At 68.8% G+C, this 19594-nt stretch carries 20 protein-coding genes; 8 read left to right on the top strand and 12 right to left on the bottom strand.

The window, feature by feature from the left end:
* Genes AACL56_RS28120 through AACL56_RS28090 form a run of 7 tightly spaced genes read left to right on the top strand, consistent with a single transcriptional unit; the run spans position 1 to position 6937 of the window.
* Positions 1 to 942, top strand: coding sequence for an ABC transporter permease (locus AACL56_RS28120; RefSeq protein ID WP_339093278.1), 942 nt, complete (start codon positions 1 to 3; stop codon positions 940 to 942).
* Positions 943 to 954: 12 nt separating this feature from the next.
* Positions 955 to 1857: an ABC transporter permease gene (locus AACL56_RS28115; protein WP_339093277.1), complete on the top strand. Its 903-nt coding sequence runs from the start codon at positions 955 to 957 to the stop codon at positions 1855 to 1857.
* Positions 1857 to 3509: an ABC transporter ATP-binding protein gene (locus tag AACL56_RS28110; RefSeq protein ID WP_339093276.1), complete on the top strand. Its 1653-nt coding sequence runs from the start codon at positions 1857 to 1859 to the stop codon at positions 3507 to 3509. The genes AACL56_RS28115 and AACL56_RS28110 overlap by 1 nt, the downstream gene beginning before the upstream one ends.
* Complete coding sequence (locus tag AACL56_RS28105; protein WP_339093275.1) at positions 3506 to 4432, top strand: 2-hydroxyacid dehydrogenase; 927 nt, start codon at positions 3506 to 3508, stop codon at positions 4430 to 4432. The genes AACL56_RS28110 and AACL56_RS28105 overlap by 4 nt, the downstream gene beginning before the upstream one ends.
* Before the next feature lie 40 nt (positions 4433 to 4472).
* Complete coding sequence (locus tag AACL56_RS28100; RefSeq protein WP_339093273.1) at positions 4473 to 5468, top strand: alpha/beta hydrolase fold domain-containing protein; 996 nt, start codon at positions 4473 to 4475, stop codon at positions 5466 to 5468.
* A 9-nt stretch (positions 5469 to 5477) separates the two neighbouring features.
* Complete coding sequence (locus AACL56_RS28095) at positions 5478 to 6161, top strand: FMN-binding negative transcriptional regulator (protein ID WP_339093272.1); 684 nt, start codon at positions 5478 to 5480, stop codon at positions 6159 to 6161.
* Complete coding sequence (locus AACL56_RS28090) at positions 6158 to 6937, top strand: class II aldolase/adducin family protein (RefSeq protein ID WP_339093271.1); 780 nt, start codon at positions 6158 to 6160, stop codon at positions 6935 to 6937. Before AACL56_RS28095 ends, AACL56_RS28090 begins: the two co-directional genes overlap by 4 nt.
* 16 nt (positions 6938 to 6953) lie before the next feature.
* Here the strand turns inward: AACL56_RS28090 and AACL56_RS28085 are convergent, their stop codons facing one another.
* The 11 genes from AACL56_RS28085 to AACL56_RS28035 all read right to left on the bottom strand — a co-directional run bounded on the left by AACL56_RS28085 (position 6954) and on the right by AACL56_RS28035 (position 18031).
* Entirely contained in the window at positions 6954 to 7730 is a 777-nt protein-coding gene (locus AACL56_RS28085; protein ID WP_339093270.1) for an IclR family transcriptional regulator, read from the bottom strand.
* A gap of 133 nt (positions 7731 to 7863) precedes the next feature.
* Complete coding sequence (locus tag AACL56_RS28080; RefSeq protein ID WP_339093269.1) at positions 7864 to 8154, bottom strand: DUF1330 domain-containing protein; 291 nt, start codon at positions 8152 to 8154, stop codon at positions 7864 to 7866.
* Positions 8155 to 8359: 205 nt separating this feature from the next.
* A complete protein-coding gene (locus AACL56_RS28075; protein ID WP_339093267.1) occupies positions 8360 to 9109 on the bottom strand; it encodes a class II aldolase/adducin family protein in 750 nt (249 codons plus the stop codon).
* Positions 9106 to 9747, bottom strand: coding sequence for an FMN-binding negative transcriptional regulator (locus tag AACL56_RS28070; protein WP_339093266.1), 642 nt, complete (start codon positions 9745 to 9747; stop codon positions 9106 to 9108). The genes AACL56_RS28075 and AACL56_RS28070 overlap by 4 nt, the downstream gene beginning before the upstream one ends.
* Before the next feature lie 11 nt (positions 9748 to 9758).
* Positions 9759 to 10745 (bottom strand): alpha/beta hydrolase, encoded by a 987-nt coding sequence (locus tag AACL56_RS28065; RefSeq protein ID WP_339093265.1) that lies wholly within the window; start codon positions 10743 to 10745, stop codon positions 9759 to 9761.
* A gap of 62 nt (positions 10746 to 10807) precedes the next feature.
* On the bottom strand, positions 10808 to 11734 hold the full coding sequence (locus tag AACL56_RS28060; RefSeq protein ID WP_339093264.1) for a 2-hydroxyacid dehydrogenase: 927 nt from the start codon (positions 11732 to 11734) through the stop codon (positions 10808 to 10810).
* Entirely contained in the window at positions 11731 to 12936 is a 1206-nt protein-coding gene (locus AACL56_RS28055) for a serine hydrolase domain-containing protein (protein ID WP_339093263.1), read from the bottom strand. The genes AACL56_RS28060 and AACL56_RS28055 overlap by 4 nt, the downstream gene beginning before the upstream one ends.
* Positions 12933 to 14591 (bottom strand): ABC transporter ATP-binding protein, encoded by a 1659-nt coding sequence (locus tag AACL56_RS28050; RefSeq protein WP_425337110.1) that lies wholly within the window; start codon positions 14589 to 14591, stop codon positions 12933 to 12935. Before AACL56_RS28050 ends, AACL56_RS28055 begins: the two co-directional genes overlap by 4 nt.
* A gap of 5 nt (positions 14592 to 14596) precedes the next feature.
* Entirely contained in the window at positions 14597 to 15427 is an 831-nt protein-coding gene (locus tag AACL56_RS28045; RefSeq protein WP_339093261.1) for an ABC transporter permease, read from the bottom strand.
* A 17-nt stretch (positions 15428 to 15444) separates the two neighbouring features.
* On the bottom strand, positions 15445 to 16434 hold the full coding sequence (locus tag AACL56_RS28040) for an ABC transporter permease (protein ID WP_339093260.1): 990 nt from the start codon (positions 16432 to 16434) through the stop codon (positions 15445 to 15447).
* 7 nt (positions 16435 to 16441) lie between these two features.
* A complete protein-coding gene (locus AACL56_RS28035; protein ID WP_339093259.1) occupies positions 16442 to 18031 on the bottom strand; it encodes an ABC transporter substrate-binding protein in 1590 nt (529 codons plus the stop codon).
* Positions 18032 to 18333: 302 nt separating this feature from the next.
* Between AACL56_RS28035 and AACL56_RS28030 the strand changes: the two genes are divergently transcribed.
* Positions 18334 to 19131: an AraC family transcriptional regulator gene (locus AACL56_RS28030; RefSeq protein WP_339093258.1), complete on the top strand. Its 798-nt coding sequence runs from the start codon at positions 18334 to 18336 to the stop codon at positions 19129 to 19131.
* On the opposite strand, the gene AACL56_RS28025 is transcribed toward AACL56_RS28030, so the two are convergent.
* On the bottom strand, positions 19098 to 19556 hold the full coding sequence (locus AACL56_RS28025; RefSeq protein ID WP_339093257.1) for a DUF1810 domain-containing protein: 459 nt from the start codon (positions 19554 to 19556) through the stop codon (positions 19098 to 19100). The genes AACL56_RS28030 and AACL56_RS28025 overlap by 34 nt on opposite strands.
* Positions 19557 to 19594: the final 38 nt, after the last annotated feature.

Here is a 19594-nt window from a genome sequence, read left to right as displayed (position 1 = left end):
GTGCTGAGCCTCGTCTTCAAGCGCCTGCTCGCCGCCGTGCCGGTGGTGCTGATCGTGGCCACGGTGGTGTTCCTGCTGCTGCGCATGGCGCCCGGCGACCCGGCACGGGTCATCGCCGGCGACATGGCCAGCGAGGAAACCATCGCGCAGATCCGCACCAACCTCGGCCTCGACAGGCCGCTGCCCACGCAGTACGCACTGGCCATGGGCGCTATGGCGCAGGGCGACCTCGGCACCTCGATCGTGTCGAAGAAGCCGGTGTCCGCGCTCATCGGCGCGCGCATCGGCCCCACGGCGGCGCTCGCGCTCACCTCGCTGCTGCTCACGGTGCTGCTGGCCATTCCGCTGGGCGTGCTGTCGGCGTGGTGGCATCGCCGCGCGTTCGACCGCGCGACCATGGCGCTGACCGTGCTCGCCTTCTCGGTGCCCGCCTTCGTGGTGGGCTACCTGCTGATCCTGGTGTTCTCGGTCACGCTCAACTGGTTCCCGGTGCAGGGCTACGCGCCGCTGGCCGACGGCGTCGGCGGCTTCCTGTACCGGCTCGTGCTGCCGAGCCTCACGCTGGCCACGGTGTTCGTCGCGCTCATCACGCGCATCACGCGCGCCAGCATGCTCGACGTGCTGGGCGAGGACTTCGTGCGCACCGCGCGCGCCAAGGGCGCGCCCGAGCGCTACGTGCTGTTCCGCCATGCGCTGCGCAACGCGGCCGCGCCCATCGTCACGGTGGTCGGCGTGGCCGTCACCACGCTGATCAGCGGCGTGGTGGTCACCGAGACCATCTTCAACATCCCCGGCGTGGGCAGCCTCATCGTCGACGCCGTGCTCGCGCGCGACTACCCCGTGGTGCAGGGAACGATCCTGTTCTTCTCCTTCATCTACGTGTTCGTGAACCTTGCCATCGACCTGATCTATGTGCTGCTCGACCCCCGCATCCGCTACTGACACGGAACGACCATGCCGGCCGCTGTGACGAATCCTCCTTCCTCCCCCTCTTCACCGGCGCCCGCGCCTTCGCGGCTGCGCGCCGCGGCGCGGGTGCTGCTGCACGACCGCGTGATGCTGGTGTCGCTGCTCCTGTTGCTGCTGCTGATCGCGGTGTCGGTGTTCGCGCCGGTGCTGGCCTCGCACGACCCGGCGGCGATCGCGCCGCGCGACCGCCTGCAGGGCGCGTCGGCCGCGCACTGGCTCGGCACCGACTCGCTCGGGCGCGACCTGTTCTCGCGCATCGTCTACGGTGGGCGGCTGTCGATCTCGCTGGCCCTGCTGGTCAGCGTGAGCTCGGTGGCGGTGGGCCTGCTGTTCGGCATCGTGGCGGGCTTCTTCCGCCGGCTCGACGCCTTCATCATGCGGCTCATGGACGGCGTCATGGCCATCCCGGGGCTGCTGCTGGCCATCGCCATGGTGGCGCTGGGCGGCGCGCAGATCTCGACCATGGTGCTGGCCATTGCCATTCCCGAGGTGCCGCGCATCGCGCGCCTGGTGCGCAGCGTGGTGCTGTCGGTGCGCGAGGAGCCCTATGTGGAAGCCTCGTTCGGCATGGGCTCGTCGACCTTGCGCGTGCTCGTGTGGCACATATTGCCGAGCACCATCAACCCGCTCGTGGTGCAGGCCACCTTCGTGTGCGCGGCGGCCATCCTCACCGAGGCGGTGCTGGGCTTCCTGGGCCTGGGCTTTCCGCCCGAGGTGCCGAGCCTGGGCAGCATCATTGCCGAGGGCCGGCCGTACTTCCAGCGCGCGCCCTGGATCATTCTCTTTCCCGGCGCGTTCCTCGCGCTGCTGATCCTGGCCATCAACATGTTCGGCGACGCCCTGCGCGACCGGCTCGACCCGCGCCTCGCGCGCAAAGGCAGGAACTGATGCCCGACCACACACCCAACCCTTCCGCGCCCATCCTGGAAGTGCGCAACCTGCACGTGCGCCTGCCGGGCACCAGCGACCGCATCTACGCGGCGCAGGACATCAGCCTCACCGTGGCGCGCAAGGAGATCGTCTGCATCGTCGGCGAGTCCGGCTCGGGCAAGTCGGTGACCGCCGGCGCCGTGATGGGCCTGCTGCCCGAGGAAGTGCTCACGCTGGAGCGCGGGCAGATCCTGCTCGAAGGCAAGGACATCACGCACACCTCGCGTGCCGGGCTGCGCGCGCTGCGCGGCGACCGCATGGCGATGATCTTCCAGGAGCCCATGACCGCGCTGAACCCGCTGATGCGCGTGGGCGACCAGGTCGCCGAGGTCTTCGAGTTCCACCAGCCTTCGCTCGGCGCGGCCGAGGTGGCGAAGCGCGTGCTGGCCTTGCTCGTCGACGTGAAGCTGCCGTCGCCCGAGACGCTTCGCAGCGCCTACCCGCACCAGCTCTCGGGCGGCCAGCGCCAGCGCGTGATGATCGCCATGGCGCTGGCCATGAAGCCCGCGCTGATCATTGCCGACGAGCCCACCACCGCGCTCGACGTGACCTCGCAGGCACAGGTGCTGCGCCTGCTCAACGAGCTGCGCGACAGGCACGACAACGGCGTGCTGTTCATCACGCACGATTTCGACGTGGTCGCCGAAATCGCCGACCGCGTGATCGTGATGCAGCACGGCCGCATCGTCGAAAGCGGCACCGCGCGGGAAGTGCTGCGCAACCCGCAGCAGCCGTACACGCGCAAGCTGCTGGCCGCGGTACCGCGCGGCGAGTTCGGTGCCGACGCGCACGAGAAGGGCGCCGGCACCGTGCTCGAGGTGAAGGACCTTGCCCTGCGCTACGAGACCGCGAGCTTCTTCGCCTCGCGCCGCCGCGTGGTGAATGCGCTCGACGGCGTCTCGCTCTCGCTCGCGCGCGGCGAGACGCTCGGCGTGGTGGGCGAGTCGGGCTCGGGCAAGACCACGCTGGGCCGCTGCCTGGCGCACATGGCCGCGCCCACCGGCGGACAGGTGCTGCTCGACGGCATCGACGTGACGCACCTCTCGCGCTCGCAATGGCGTGCCCACTGCAAGCGGGTGCAGATGATCTTCCAGGACCCGTTCCGCTCGTTCAACCCGCGCATGAGGATCGGCAGCTCGCTCGCCGAAGGACCGATGAACTACGGCGAGACCCGCGCCGAGGTCGAGGCCCGCATGCTGCGAATGCTCGCGCTGGTGCAGCTCGACGCGAGCGCGCTGCAGCGCTTTCCGCACGAGTTCTCGGGCGGCCAGCGGCAGCGCCTGTCGATCGCGCGCGCGCTCATGATGGAGCCCGAGGTTCTGATCGCCGACGAGGCGGTATCGGCGCTCGACGTATCGGTGCAGGCGCAGATTCTCGACCTGCTGGAGGAGATCCGCGCGCGGCTCGGCCTGAGCATCGTCTTCATCACGCACGACCTGCGCGTGGCCGCGCGCCTGTGCCACCGCATCGCGGTGATGCAGCGCGGCAAGGTGGTCGAACTGGGCACGGCCCGCCAGGTGTTCGGGCAGCCCACTGCCGCCTACACCCGCGAGCTGCTGTCGGCGATCCCCGGGCAGAAGCCGCAGGTGGCCGAGGAGGCGCTGGCATGACGCGCATTGCACTCATCAGCCAGTCGGCCAATCTCGCGTACTTCGCGCCGCTGGTGCAGGCCGCCGCGCCCGAACTCGACGTGGTGGTGTGGCCCGACCCGGCCTTTCGCGAGGCCGAGGTCGCGATGTGCTGGAACGCGCCGCCCGGCGTGTACGCGCAGATGCCGAGGCTGCGGCTGGTGCACAGCATCGCCGCCGGCGTGGACAACGTGGTGGCCGGGCAGGACCTTCGCGGCCTTCCCGTGTGCCGCGTGGTCGACCCCAAACTGGCCGACGGCATGGTGCAGTACGTGCTGTGGTCCGTGCTGCACTTCCATCGCAGGATCGACGTGGCCATGGCCAACCAGCGCAACCGCGTCTGGCAACGCCCGCTGCAGACGCCGGCCGCCGATTGCCGCGTCGGCCTCATGGGGCTCGGCAAGCTGGGCGGCGCCATTGCGCGCAGCCTGCTGGGCCTGGGCTACGCGGTGAACGGCTGGTCGCGCAGCGCGCACGACATCGAAGGCGCGGCGATGTTCAGCGGCGCCGAGGCCTTCGACGACTTTCTCGGCAAGACCGACGTGCTGGTCTGCGTGCTGCCGCTCACCGACGCCACGCGCGGCATCCTCGGCAAGCGCACCTTCGACGCACTGCCGCGCGGCGCGGCCGTCGTCAATTGCGGGCGCGGCGAGCACCTGGTCGCGTCCGACCTGCTCGCGGCGCTCGACAGCGGCCAGCTGCGCGGCGCGGTGCTCGATGTGTTCGCGAGCGAGCCGCTGCCGCAGGACGACCCGCTGTGGCAGGCCCCCGGCGTGGTCGTCACGCCGCACATGGCGACCATGGCGTCGTCCGCCGTGGTGGCGCAGCAGGTGGCGGACAACGTGCGCCGGCTCGAGGCCGGCCAGCCTCTTCACAACGCGGTCGACATGAGCCGCGGCTACTGAACCCTTTCATCCTTTTTCCCCTGATTCCGCTGGAGACCCCATGAGTTTCGAAGACCCCGCCATTTCCGTTCCCATTCCGACCCGTTCGCCACTGGACCCGCAGGTCGAGCAGTTCGTGCGCGCCATGGACGCCGACGCCGGCAAGTTCGGCCGCCGCGAGACGCTGTCGATCGCCGAAGCGCGCGAGATCGCCGAGACGGTGCGCAAGCGTTGGGTCGCCGGAGGCCCGGAGATGGCCCGCAGCGTGGAGCACTCGGTGCCCACCCGCCATGGCGACGTGCGCGTGCGCGCCCACTACCCCGCGCAACGTGACTTGAAGGGCGTGTTCGTCTACCTGCACGGCGGCGGCTTCGTGCTCGGCAGCCTCGACACGCACGACCGCGTGATGCGCGAGTACGCGCAGCGCGCGGGCATCGTGGTCATCGGCGTGCACTACACCCGCGCGCCCGACGCCAAGTTCCCGCGCCCGATGCAGGAGTGCGCAGACGTGCTGCGCTGGGTGGCCGCCAACGGCGCGCTGCTCGACGTCGATGCCACGCAGCTGTTCGTGGGCGGCGACTCGGCCGGTGCCAATTTCTCGATGGGCGCGAGCATCGAGCTGCGCGACCGCGGCGAGAAGATCCTGAAGGGCATCGTGCTGAACTACGGCAGCGTCAGCAGCAACCTGTACCGCAATTCGGTCATCCAGTACGGCGGCGGCGACTACGGCCTCTCGCTCATGAGCATGATGTGGTTCCGCGCGATGCACGTGGCCACCGGCGCCGACCTGACCGACCCGCGCGTCGACATCCTGCGCGCCGACCTGCGCAGCCTGCCGCCCACGTGGATGGTGGTGGCCGAGTGCGACCCGGTGCACGACGACATGGTCGAGCTCGGCGAGATGATGCGCGCGGTCGGCAACGACGTGCGCATGAAGGTCTACCGCGGTGCCGCGCACAGCTTCCTGGAAGCGGTGTCCATCTCCGACCTGGCGGTCGAGGCCTTCGAGGACACCGCGCGCTGGCTGCGCGAGCGTTCGGCCGCCGTCGCGAACTGAGGGCGCGCCATGTTCGTACAACCGGCCTACGCCGAGACCGACATCGCCGCGCTGCATGCCGGCATGCGCGCCTGGAGCTTCGCCACGCTGGTCACGCAGGGCGCGAGCGGCATCCAGTCGTCGCTGCTGCCGTTCCTGGTCGACACCGCGACGACGGAGCACGCGCCCTTCGGCACGCTCGTCACGCACCTGCCGCGCCACGACCCGCTCTACCAGGACCTGCTGCAAGCCGCCGAAGTGCTGGTGATCTTCCAGGGCCCGCACGCCTTCGTGTCGCCGAGCTGGTACTGCAACCAGATGACCTTCCCGACCTGGAACTACACGCTGGTGCAGGCGCGCGGCAAGCCCGTCGTGACCGAGGACCAGGACAAGGTGATGGCCGTGCTGCGCCGCACCGTCGCGCACTACGACACGCCGCTGGGCGGCAGCTGGGACTTCGAGAAGATTCCCATGTCGCATACCGGCTCGCGCCTGCGCGTCATTGCCACGCTCGAGATCCCGATCACCTCGCTGACGGGGAAAATGAAGCTCAACCAGGACAAGTCCGTCGAAGACCGTCTCGGCGTCATCGCCGCGCTCGAGGCGCAGGGCGATGCACAAAGCATCGACATGGCCCGCCTGATCCGCGCGCAGAGCGACATGCGCGAGGCCCTCGCAGCCCTTGCAGCCCCATCGCTGGAAAGCACCTCATGAACCTTGCCGACATCCCTCTCCAGAGCACGACCGACGCCGTCCAGGCCGCAGCCGCAGCGCCCGCATCCACCGAAGCCCAGGTGCGCGAAGACCTCGCTGCGCTCTACAGGCTGGTGGCGCACTTCAAAATGACCGACCTCATCGACACCCACATCAGCGCGCGCGTGCCGGGGCCGGAGAACCATTTCCTCATCAACCGCTACGGCGTGCTCTTCCACGAGATGCGCCCGCAGGACCTGGTGAAGATCGACATCGACGGCAGGCCCGTGGACCCCGGCGATCCCGAGACCACCAACCGCGTGAACGCGGCGGGCTTCACCATCCATTCCGCGGTGCACATGGCGCGCCACGACCTGGCCTGCGTGATCCACACGCACACCGCCGACGGCATCGCGGTGGCCTGCCGCGCCAAGGGCCTGCTGCCGATCACGCAGCATGCGCTGCGCTTCTACGACCGGCTCGGCTACCACGACTACGAGGGCATCGCCGTCGACCTGCAGGAGCGCGAAAGGCTGGTGGCCGACCTCGGACCGCACAAGGCGATGATCCTGCGCAACCACGGCCTGCTGGCCGCCGGCACGACCATTCCCGAGGCCTTCGTGAACATCTACTTCCTGGAGCGCGCGTGCCAGGCGCAGGTCAAGGCGACCTCGGGCGGCGACGAGCTGGTCTATCCGTCGGCAGAGGTGTGCGAGCGCACCGCGCGCCAGTTCGAGCGGCCCACCGCCATGGCCTACTGCAACCGCGTGTGGGCGGCTGCATTGCGTCTGCTCTGAGGCAGGCGCATCGCGCTCAGGACAGGCCGGCCTTGCCGCTGAGCGCCTTGGTGGCGCTCATCAGCATCGGTGCGAAGCGCTTGGCGAAGGCGTCGGCGCTCCAGTCGGCGAGCGAGCCCGAGATGTCGATGGCGGCGATCGGGCGGTTCTCGTTGTCGAGCACCGCACTCGCCAGGCTGATCTCGCCGAGCATGCTTTCTTCCGACGCGATGGCATAGCCGTCGATCGCGCTCTTCGCGATCATTTCGCGGATCTGCGCATGGTCGGTCACGGTGCGCGAGGTGAGCGGCGTGGCGGTCGTCCGCGCGAGGATGCCGTCGACCTCCTCGGCGGGCAGGTGCGACATGATCGACCGGCCGCTCGCGGTGTGGATGGTGGCCAGCCGGCGGCCGATGAGCGTGGTGGTGTAGGTCTGGCGCTTGGTCTGGCGGCGCAGCGCGAAGATGATGGTGAGGTCGTCGAAAAGGCTCAGTTCCACGCGCTCGCCCGATTCGCGCTGCACGTCGACGATGAGCGGCGTGGCGCGCTCCAGCAGCGGCACGCTGCGCAGGTAGTCGAAGGTGCGCTCCAGGATCTTCTTGCCCAGCACGAAACCGCGCCCGTTGATGCCGCGCTCTAGATAGCCCAGCGTGACCAGCGTGTAGGCCATGCGCTGCGCCGCGCTGCGGTCCATCTCGCAGTGCTCGGCGATGTCGTTGAGGCTGAGCGGCGACGGGTGGTCGGCGAAGCACTCGAGCACCTTCATGCCCTTGGCGAGAGACTGGATGTAGAGCGTGTCGGAGCGGGCTGTCATTGCGTTGGCATTGGCGGGGGCGCCGTGGGAAGCGGAAGGCAAAGGATAGCGTAAAAGTATTGCATCGCAATGCTTGTAGTGCGACTAACGATATGTATTTTGCCTTGGTCCACGCCGGAGCCCCCTGGGCCGGTCACGCCCCTTCGACGAACCGCAGGTCCCGCTCGGCGCCGTCGCCCAGCGCCTCGAGCGCGGCCTGGTAGTCGGGGCTGTCGTGGGCGGCCTTGGCCTGCTCGAGGCTGTCGAACTCGATCAGCACCACGCGCTGCAGCACCCCGGCTTCATAGACCTCGGCAGGCATGCCCCGCGCCAGGAAGCGCCCGCCGCCGGAGGTGATGGCCGGGCCGGCGAGCTTGGCGTAGGCGGCGAGTTTTTCCGGGTCGTGGATGGCGCGGTACGCACTGACCCAATAGGCTTTTGCCATGGTGATTTCCTTCAGTCTGGTGGATGAACAAAGCGCTTGCAACGGCTCGGGGCAGGCAATGAAATGCCGCCACCGGGCGGCCGCTTCGCCCGGATTCTGCCGGACCGCGCGATCGGCTGCACGAGCCCGCTGGTGCGGCTTTCCAGCCCCGGCGGCCACCCGCCGCACCGGCGTTCCGGTGCGGTGCCAGCCGGCAGCGAGCTGCTCAGTCGATCAACCGGAGCGCCGACTCCCAGGCCATCTGCGCGTGCGCCAGCCCTTCCTCGCGGTTGAACTGCGCGGCGGTGCGCTCGCACACGGCCGCGGATGGCAGGCTCAGCTTGCGTCCGCCGCTCAGGGCCTTCACCTGCGCCTGGCAGGCGCGCTCCAGGAAGTAGATGTTCATGAAAGCCTCGGCGATGGTGCGTCCCGCGGCCAGCAGGCCGTGGTTGCGCAGGATCATCGCGCGGTGGCTGCCCAGGCTCGCCACCAGCCGGTCGCGTTCGTCGAGGTCGAGCGCGATGCCTTCGTAGTCGTGGTAGCCGAGGTGGCCGTAGAACTTCAGCGCGTGCTGGCTGATGGGCAGCAGCCCTTCTTCCATGCACGACACCGCAATGCCGTCGGCGGTGTGCGTATGGATGACGCACGCGAGGTCGTGGCGCGCCATGTGCACGGCGGAGTGGATGGTGAAGCCGGCGGCGTTCACGCGCTCCGATGCGTCGGACGCGTTCACGGCCTTGCCGCTCGGATCGATCTTCACCAGGTCGCCCGGCTGCATCTCGTGGAAGAGCACGCCGTAGCGGTTGATCAGGAAATGGTCGGGCGTGCCCGGCAGGCGCGCGCTGATGTGCGTGTCGACCAGGTCCGTCATGCGGAAGTGCGCGATCAGGCGGTAGAGCGCCGCCAGGTCGTGCCGCGTGCGCGCTTCGGCCTCGGCGATGGCTTCGGGGGACATTGTCTCGTTGGTGTTCGTCATGCGTGTGGTGCGGCCTCGAGGCCGGGTTGTTGCCGGATCAGTTCCGCCACGGCCAGGCTCTGCGCATCGCCCTGGCGCTCCAGCGCCGCGATCACGCCGAGCCGGTCGGCCACGGACTTGTCCTGGTTGAGCTTCATCTTTCCCTCGATGCGCGCGATGGGAATGCGCACCGCTGCAATCGCCTTCAGGCGCAGCGCGGTGTAGTCGGCCGGCACGCCGGGCAACGACCACTCGCCGCCCAGCGGCGTGTCGTAGGTGGCCACCGTGCGCTGCAGCACCGCGTGGATCGCATCGGCGTCCTCCACGACCTGCGGCGCGCCGTGCACGTGGATGGCCGTGTAGTTCCAGGTGGGAAAGGTCATGCGGTTCTCGTACCAGCTCGGCGAGATGAAAGCATGCGGACCCTGGAAGATCACCAGCGCGGGCGCGCCCGCCTTCAGGTCGCGGAACTGCGCGTTGCCGCGTGCCAGGTGCGTGGTCAGAAGCCCGTGCGGGCCCTCGTCGTCGACCAGGAAGGGCAGGTGCGTGGCGTTGATGCCGTTCTCGCCGTGCGTCACGAGCGTGGCGAAGCTCCATTCGCGCATGCGCGCGCGCAGAAGCGCCTCGTCCTGCTCGGCGTAGGCCGGTGGCGTGTACATCGGTGCGGTCCTCAGGCGTGGCGCTGCAGCCAGGCCACGGTGTCGTCGAAGGCCTCGCCGGCCACGTCCGCGATGGCCACGGCTTCGAGAAAGCTGTGCACCGTGCCCTTGTAGACCTTGGATTCGAGGTCGACGCCGGCGGCCTTCATCTTCCCGACCATGTCGATGTTGTCGTCGTACAGCACGTCGCATTCGGTGATGACCATGAAGACCGGCGGAATGCCGCGCAGTTCGGCGGCCAGCAGGTTCATGCGCGGATCGGTGAAGTCTTCGGCGCGGCGCAGGTAGTTGCGATAGAACCAGACCATCATGTGCAGCGACAGGCCGTAGTCGCCCGCGCCGTAGCGCACCACGGAATCGCGGTACAGGTTGGTGCTGAATCCGGTGTAGTTGAGCACCATGCCCTTGATCGGGCTCGCGCCGTGGTCGCGGAAGTGCAGGCAGGTGTTCAGCGAGAGGTTGCCGCCCGCCGAGTCGCCGCCGATGAAGAACTGCGCCGGATCGAAGCCGATCTCGGCCGCGTTCGCTTGCAGCCAGTTCACGGCGTCCACGCATTCCTCGATCGGCTGCGGGAAGCGGGCCTCCGGCGCGCGCGTGTAGTTGATGCCGACCACCACGATGCCGGCGCGCCCGGCGTACTCGCGCATGATCCGGTCGTGCGTGTCCGTGCTGAACAGCACGAAGCCCCCGCCGTGGATGTACAGGAAGGCCCCCGGCATCCTGATTTCGGCCGGGTAGTGGATGCGCATCTCGATCTCGCCGTGACGCGTGGGAATCCTGCGGTTCACGGTGCGCGCCATCTTCGGTCCGCCTTCGGTCCAGGGGGCGCGCACCTTCTCGGCGATGTCGCGGCCCTGGCTCATCGGGACGGTGTCGCGGCGCGGATACTGCGAGGCGTCGGCCGCCATGCGCTGCACGAACTCGCGGACCTGCGGGTCCAGCGGCGCGGGCGCGGCGCCTTCCAGCGAGGCGGCGAAGAGGGGATCGATCTGGGTCATGGTGCGTGGCCTGTTGGTCATGAAGAAGAAGGAGGCGAAGAGGGGAGTGGAGCAGCGCGCGCTCAGTAGCCGCGTGCCATGTCCACCTGGTTGAAGAGCGGCTCACCGGTGCGAAGCTGCGCCACGTTGCGTGCGATCTGCGAGGCCACCACGTCGAAGGCGGCCATGGTTGCCATGTGGGGCGTCACGACCACGCCGGGCGCGTTCCACAAGGGGTTGTCGGGTGGCAGCGGCTCCTGCTCGAACACGTCGATCACCGCGCCGCGCAGCCGGCCGCTGTCGATCGCCGCCAGCAGGTCGGCCTCGACCAGGTGTTCGCCGCGTCCGCAGTGGATGAGCGCGCCGCCCTCCGGCATGGCGGCGAAGGTGCGTGCGTTCAGGATGCCGCGCGTCTGCGGTGTCAGCGGCAGCAGGCACACCAGCACGTCGACCTGGGAAAGGAAGGGCTCGAAACCTTCCTCGCCGCTGAACACTTCCACGTCGGGAATCTCGCGGGCCGAGCGCGCCCATCCGCTCACCGTGTAGCCCAGCCGCGGCAGGAACGAGGCGATGTGCCCGCCGAGCTCGCCGAGGCCCATCAGCCCCACGTTGCATGACGAGGCGGGTGTCTGCAGCGGGCGCTTCCACTCGCGTGCGCGCTGGCTGGCCATGGCCTGGTCGATCTTGCGGTGGAAGTGCAGCACGCCCCACAGCACGAACTGCAGCATGCCGTCAGCCAGCAGCGGGTCGACCACGCGGCACACCGGCAGGCCGCGCAGGTCCTGCCCGGCCACCACGTTGTCGACGCCGGCCGCGATGCTGTGCACCAGCCTCAGGTTGGGCATGCGTTCGTAGATGCCGGGCGGCGACTGCCAGCAGGCGGCCACCTCGGCGTCGAGGCAGCGCGGGTCGGGCCAGGTGGCGATGTCGAGCGTCGGGTCCGCGGCCAGAAGCAGCGGGCGCAGGAAGTCCAGGTTGGCGGAACGGCTCAGGAGGGCGACAGTGGTCATGACTCGGCGAGAAGGTGCAGCGCCAGCGCGTGGTACGCCGGAAGGGTGGTCGGGTCGAGGCCGGCATTGCCGGCCCTGGGGTGGGAGGCGAAGCGTGCGATGGTCATCTCCGCCACGGGATCGATGTAGATCCCCTGGCCGTGGATGCCGCGCGCGCAATACGCGCCGTGGGCGTTGTGCGTGACCCACCACATGTGCCGGTAGCTCCAGCCCGGCAGCAGCGCGTAGCCCGCGTGCGCGAAGTGCGCAGGGCTGCCGCCGCGGCGGATGTCCTCGATGGCGGCCTCGGGCACGATGCGCCGTCCGTTGTAGAAGCCGTTGCAGCGCATTACCTCGCCGAAGCGCGCCATGTCGCGCAGCGTGCCGTTGAAGGCGCCGCCCGCGCCCGCGAGGCGCTTGCCGTCCACGCCGAAGTAGGCGTCGTGCTCGGCGCCCATCGGGCCCCAGAGGCGTTCCTCGACCAGCCTTTCCAGCGGCTGGCCGGTCACGTTGCACAGGATCCAGGCCAGCACCTCGGTGTTGACCGTCTTGTAGGCGAAGGCTTCGCCGTGCCAGTCGTTGCGCTGCACGGTGCAGACGAACGCCCGGATGCCGGCGGGGTCGATCACGCCGGGTTCGCGCGGCAGCTGTCCCGCCGCGCGCAGGTACGACCAGACCTCGGCGCCGGGGCGCGTGTAGTCCTCGTCGTATTCGAGCGCGGTGGTCATGTCCATGGTCTGGCGCACGGTGGCGTTGCCCCAGGCGCTGGCCTCGAGCTCGGGCACGTAGGCCGTCACCAGCGCGTCGGGGTCGATGCGCCCGGCCACCATCTCCGCCGCGGCCAGCGTGCCGACCAGCGACTTGGTGACCGACATGCACACATGCGGCGTGTGCGCGCGCAGCGGGCCGTCGTAGTGCTCGTAGACGATGCGGCCCTTGTGCAGCACCACGATGCCGTCGGTGTGGTTGGCCGAGAGCGACTGGCGCCAGCTCATGGGCGCGGAGCCGCCCAGCGGCGTGAAGGCGACCGTGTCGATGTCGTCGCGCAGCGCGCGCGGCAGAGCGCTCGGCGGGCCCTCGCCGCGCCACACCTGCGTGGTGGGCACGCCGGTGCGCAAGGCGCAGAAGCGTTCGCGCACGCGGGCTTCAGACCAGGCCTCGGGGTCTTCGACGCGTCGTGGCGCACCCATGCGCCAGCCGAGTTCGGGATGGCCTGGCGTCATGCTGCGAACTTGTGTTCGAAGAAATCGAGGCCCGGCATCGCGCCGAGCAGCTGGCGCGTGTATTCGTGCTGCGGGGCGCTGAAGAGCTGCCCCGGCGCGCCGCGCTCCACGATCTGGCCCTTGCGCATCACCACCACCGAGTTCGAGATCTCGGCCGCCACGCGCAGGTCGTGCGTGATGAACATCATGGTCAGGCCCAGCTCGGCCTTCAGTTCGGCCAGCAGCGCCAGCACCTGCGCCTGGATCGACACGTCGAGCGCGGACACCGCCTCGTCGGCGATCAGCAGGCGCGGCTTCAGCGCCAGCGCCCGCGCGATCGAGATGCGCTGGCGCTGGCCGCCCGAGAACTCGTGCGGAAAGCGGTTGACGGCCGAAGCCCCCAGGCCTACGCGGTCGAGCAGCGCTGCCGCGGACTTCAGCGCATCGGCGCGCGGCGTGCCGAAGATCATCGGGCCGCGCGCGATGGCGTCGCCCACCTTCTGGCGCGGGTTCAGCGAGGCGAACGGGTCTTGGAAGATGATCTGCACCTGCCGGCGGTACTCGCGCAGCGCGGCTGCGTTCTGCGTGAGCACCGGCTGGCCGGCGAACGTGATGGCGCCGCTGTCGGGCTCGATCAGCCGCATCACCATGCGCCCGAGCGTGGACTTGCCGGAGCCCGACTCGCCCACCACCGACACCGTCTCGCCTTCCTCGATGGCGAGATCGATGCCGTCGGCGGCCACCACCGTGCGCGGCGGCGCGAACATGCCCGACTTCGACACGAAGGTCTTGCGCAGCTGCTCGATCTTCAGCAGCGGCTCGGTCTTCGCCGCGCTGCGGGGCGTGCTGCGTGCATGGCGGCCCGGCACCGCGTTGATGAGCGCGCGCGTGTACTCGTGCTGCGGGTTGCGCAGCACCTCGTCGCGCGTGCCTTGCTCGACCACGCGGCCGTGGCGCATCACCACCACGCGGTTGGCGATGTCCGCGACCACGCCGAAGTCGTGCGTGATGAAGAGCACGCCCATGCGGCGCTCGGCCTGCAGCGACTGCATCAGGTCGAGGATCTGCCGCTGCGTGGTCACGTCCAGCGCGGTGGTCGGCTCGTCGGCGAGCAGCAGGCGCGGATTGTTCAGCAGTGCCATCGCGATCATCACGCGCTGGCGCTGGCCGCCCGAAAGCTGGAACGGGTAGCTGCGAACGATCTGCCGCGGCGCGGGCAGGCCGACCGCCCCGATGATCGCGATGCAGCGTTCCTCGATGGCCGAGGCCGTGAGGCCCGCCGTGTTGTGCAGCTGCAGCGCCTCGGCCACCTGCGCGCCGATGCGCTGCAGCGGATTGAGCGCGCTCATCGGCTCCTGGAACACCATCGCGATGCGCTCGCCGCGCAGCTTGCGCATGCCTGCGGCGTCGAGCCTGGTGAGATCGGTGCCCTCGAGCAGCACGCGGCTCTGCGCATCGAGCTTCACGCGCGGCGGCAGCAGGCCGAGGATGGCGTGCGCCGTCATGGACTTGCCGGAGCCGGACTCGCCGACCAGGCAGACGATCTCGTTCTCGGCGATGTCGAGGCAGAGGCGGTCCACCGCATGGCTGCGATCGCCCGAGCTGGGCAGAACGATCGACAGATCCTGGATCGACAGCAGGGGAGCGCCCGGCTTGGAGGGCGTGGAAGGAGGCATCGTCGTCATTGGCGCGAGATCCGTGGGTTGAGCACGTCGTTCAGGCCTTCGCCCACGAGGTTGATGGCCAGCACCGTCAGCAGGATGGCGAGGCCGGGAAAGAAGCTCATCCACCAGGCCTGGCGCAGCATGGTGCGCGCGGCGCCGATCATGAAGCCCCAGCTCATGAGGTTGGGATCGCCCAGGCCCATGAAGCTCAATGCGCTCTCGATGAGGATGGCGCTGGCGATGCTCAGAGAGCCCGCCACGATGATGGGCGACAGCGCGTTCGGCAGGATGTAGCGCACGATCAGCGACAGCGGCGACTCGCCCTGGCAGCGCGCAGCCTGCACGAACTCGCGCTCCTTCAGGCTCAGGAACTCGCCGCGCGTGAGCCGCGCCACCTGCGGCCAGCTCACCAGCGCGATGGCCACCACCACGGTGCGGATCGACGGCTCCAGGATGGCCACCAGCAGGATGCACAGCATGAACGCCGGAATGGTCTGGAAGAGCTCGGTGAAGCGCATCAGCGCCTCGCCGATGCGCCCGCCCAGGTAGCCCGAGAGTGCGCCGACCACCACGCCGATGATCAGCGCCACCAGGGTGGAGGCCAGGCCGATCATGAGCGACACGCGCGTGCCGTGCGCGATGCCCGAGGCGATGTCGCGCCCCAGGCTGTCGCTGCCCAGCAGCATGCCGTCGGTGCCCGGCGGGGTGAAGGGCGCCGCGATGGTGTCCCACGGGTCGCCGGGAAAGAAGATGGGCGCGGTGACGGCCAGCGCGATCACCGCCAGCAATATCACCAGCCCGAGCATGCCGCTCGGGTGGCGCAGGAAGGAACGAAGGGTGGCTTTCATGGGGGCTTGTGTGGCGCTCAGGCGGCCTTGATTCGGGGGTCGATCACGCGGTAGAGCAGATCGGTCAGCCAGTTGAAGGCAATGACGAGCACGGAGAGCACCAGGAAGATGCCCAGCATCACCTGGTAGTCGCGCTGCAGCACCGCGTCGTAGGTGAGGCGGCCCAGGCCGGGCCACGCGAAGACGGTCTCGATGACCACCGAGCCGCCGATCAGCGTGCCGGCCTGCACGCCGGCCATGGTCACCACCGGCAGCAGCGCGTTGCGCAGCATGTGGCGCCAGAGGATTCGGCTGTCCGATGCGCCCTTGGCGCGCGCGGTCTTCACGTAGTCCTGGTGGCTGACCTCGATGATCGACGAGCGCATCAGCCGCGCGTAGATCGCCAGGTACAGCATGCCGAGCGTGAACGCCGGCAGCGCCAGGTGCTTGAGCTTGTCGAGCATCGCGCCCCAGGCGCTCATCGGCATGCCGATGGTCTCGTAGCCGAAGGCCGGCAGCCAGCCGAGCTGTACCGAGAACAGCAGCACCAGCATCAGCCCGAGCCAGAACACCGGCGTGGCGTAGATCACCAGTGCCAGCAGGCTGATGAGCGTGTCCGACGGCTTGCCCGCGCGCACGCCCGCGAGGCTGCCGAGCACCACGCCCCCCACCAGCGAGATGGCGAAGGCAGACAGCGTGAGCAGCAGCGTGGCCGGCAGGCGCTCGGCGATGGCGCTGGCCACCGTGCGCTGCTGCCGGTGCGAGTAGCCGAGGTCGAGCGTGACCACCTTGCCCAGGTAGGTGGCAAGCTGCGTGGTCACGGGCTTGTCGAGCCCGTAGTCCTTGCGCACCCGGGCCAGGAAGGCCTCGTCGGTGGCGCCGGACTGCCCGGCGATCACCAGCGCGGGGTCGCCGGGTGCGGCGCGCACCAGCATGAAATTGAAGATGGCGATCAGCAGGATGACCGCCGCCATCTTGACGAGCCGGGCTCCCAGAAGCCCCAGCCCGCCGAGCCATTGCAGCTTCATGGATGCGTCAGCCCTTGAACGACACCGTGTCGAAGCTCTCGTGCACGCCGATGGCCGTGGTCACGAGGTTCTGGATGCGCTTGTCGTAGATGGTCGGGAACTCCATTTCCACCAGCCAGGCGATCGGGACGTCTTCGACGATGAGCTTCTGCATCTGGCTGTAGAGCGCGCCGCGCTTGGCCTCGTCGACCTCGGTGGCGGCCGCGTCGGCCAGCTTGTCGACCTCGGCGTTGGAGTAGCCCACCGTGTTGGTGAACAGGATCTTGCGGATGTTCGAGGTCACGTAGTTGCGCGTGACGCCCAGTGCCGGGTCGCCGAACTGGTAGAGCCACGACAGGTTCAGGTCGTAGTCCCAGTTGCTGATGCGCTGCGTGTAGCTGCCCGGGTCGGTCGACTCCAGCACCACCGCGATGCCCACCTTGGCCAGGCTCTGGCGGATGTATTCGCAGGTGCGCTGCACCATCTCGCCGTAGGGCGACACCGGGAACTTGACCGTCACGCGCGTGCCCTTGGCGTCGGGCTTCAGGCCCATCTCGTCGAGCAGCGCCTTGGCCTTCTCGATGGAGAAGTCGTACTTGCGCACATTGGGTTCGTAGAACTTGGTCTTCGAGTTGACCGGGCCGGTCGCGACCTTGCCGAAGCCGTACAGGATCTTGTCCTTGATGAAGTTGCGGTCGATCGCATGCATCACCGCCTGGCGGAAGCGCTTGTCGTTCAGCGGCGCGGTGCGGTTGTTGATCTCCAGCCACATGATGGGCGCGAAGTATTCGTAGCCCTTGGTGGTCACGGCCAGGTTCGACTTCTTGCCAAGGCGCTGTGCATCGAAGAGCTCCAGGTCGGTCCATTGCGTGAGCTGTACCGTGCCGTTCTCCAGCGCCAGCGCGCGCGACGCGCCATCGGGCACCACGCGGTAGATGATCGCGTCCAGGTAGGGCAGGTTGGGCTTGAAGTAGTTTTCGTTGCGCACCAGGTGGATGTGCGAGCCGCGCACCCATTCCTTCAGCTTGAACGGGCCCGAGCCGATCGGGCTCAGGTTGGCCGGGTTCTTCACCACGTCGGTGCCTGCGTAGATGTGCTTTGGCATCACCGGCAGGTTCGAGATGTCGAACGCACCGATGAAGGGACCGAAGGGTTCGGCGAGCTTGAAGACCACCGTCTGCGCGTCGGGCGCGGTGATCGATTCGCAGCGCCCGAAGATGGCCTTGGCGCGCGGATGCGTGACGGGCAGGAACTCCTTCACCGTGTACACCACGTCTTCCGAAGTGAGCGGCTTGCCGTCGTGCCACTTGGCGTTGGGCTCGAGCTTGAAGGTGTAGGTCTTGCCGTCGGGCGAGATGGTCCAGCTCCTGGCGAGGCTGGGCATCGGCTTCAGGTTGACGTCGTAGGTCAGCAGGCTCAGGAAGATCTTGCCGGCCACCATCTGCGTGGGCGTGAGCTGGCTGATCGCCAGGTTCAGGATGGGCGGCTCGGGCTGCACGATCGAGTTGAGCGTGCCGCCACGCGTCTGTCCGTGCGCCCGGGTGATGCCCAGGTTGAGCTCGAGCATGCCCATGGCGCCGGCGGCCATGAGGAACTTGTTGAAGTCGCGTTTGTGCATGAAGGTCCTCGAAGGATGGTTGGAATCTGTGGGGTGGCAAACCGCGTGGCGGTGCATCCCGATCGCGAAATTCAGTTTAGGGAAGGGGCCCGCGCGGTATTGCAGGGATCGAGCCGAGTTCTGTTCCGTGCGGGCCATCCGGACCGCCACGACCTCCGGGCCGGTTTCGCGAGGGCATCGCGGATGCGCCGCCGTGGCACACGTCTTGCATGCTTCGTGGCCCTGCCATCGGGGAACCCCGATGGTCAAGCCCATCGGAGGAAGCCAACATTCCGTGCCTTCTCCAGCCGGCCAGGAACTGCATGATTCGAAGCAACACCTTTCACGCCTACCAGTCCATCCCCCGACCGGTATCGATGATCGTGGTAGAGCATGACCCCGAGCCTTCGCTGATCGTGCCCTCTCACTCCCACCCGCGCGCCCAGCTCGCCTATGCGGTGAAGGGCACCTTCACACTGCACACGCCCACGGGCGCGTGGCTGGTGCCGCCCAACCGCGCCGTGTGGGTGCCGGGCGGCGTGGTGCACGAGATGCACGCGCGGGGGCAGGCGGTGTCGAACCGCTCGCTCTACATCCAGCCCGACGCCTCGCCGAACCTGCCCACCGAGTGCTGCGTGATCGAGGTATCGCCGCTGATGCGCCAGCTGGTCATCGACGCCATCGGCATTCCGCTGCTGTACGACGAGGCCGGCCGCGACGGCCGCGTGATGCGGCTGATCCTCGACGAGATCTGTGCCGCGCCGCGCGTGCCGCTGCATGTGCCCATGCCGCAGGATGCACGCCTGCTGCGCATCTGCCGTGCATTGCTCGACGACCCCGGCAACGACGGCGACCTGGAATACTGGGCACGCCACGGTGCGCTCGGCCGGCGCACGCTCACCCGCCTGTTCCGCGACGAGACCGGCATCACCTTCACCACCTGGCGCCAGCAGCTGAGGCTCATGGAAGCGCTGCGGCGGCTCGCGATGGACACGCCCGTGACCACCGTGGCGATGGACCTGGGCTACGAGAGCCCGAGCGCCTTCACCGCCATGTTCCGCCGCGTGATGGGCAAGACGCCCAGGCACTACCTGGGGCGCTGCGACTCCGACATGGCCTGAGAAGGCCCGGCGCGAAGCAGCGCCAGCGTGGCGTCGTCACGCACGCCGCCGTAGCACTGCCGCAGCACCTCGGCGAACACCGCTTCGCCCGGCGCCGCCGCCTCGAACAGCGTCATGCAGGAGCACAGCTTCAGGTCGTCGGGCGAGCCGAAGATCTGGTGCACGCTGCGGCCGCGCACGGCGAGCACGAGTTGCGCGCACTCGTGCAGCCGGCTTCCCAGCATCGGGTGTTGCCAGTAGGCCGCGGCTTCGTCGAGGCCTTCGAGACCGAAGAGCCTGGCGGTCGGACTGCGGCCGAGCGCACGCAGCTGCGGAAAGACGAACCACATCCAGTGGCTGCCCTTGCGGCCGGCCACGAGTTCCTCGCGCACCGTGTCGTACACGGGCGCCTGCGCGGTCACGAAGCGTTCGAGGTCGAAGGGCATGGTCGCAGCGGCATCCGGCGGTCGGAGGAAGAGGGACG

The organism is Variovorax paradoxus, from assembly GCF_902712855.1.
GTDB lineage: Bacteria > Pseudomonadota > Gammaproteobacteria > Burkholderiales > Burkholderiaceae_C > Variovorax > Variovorax paradoxus_Q.
Note: the sequence above shows the minus strand (reverse complement) of the source record. Positions and strands in the feature narration are given on the sequence as shown.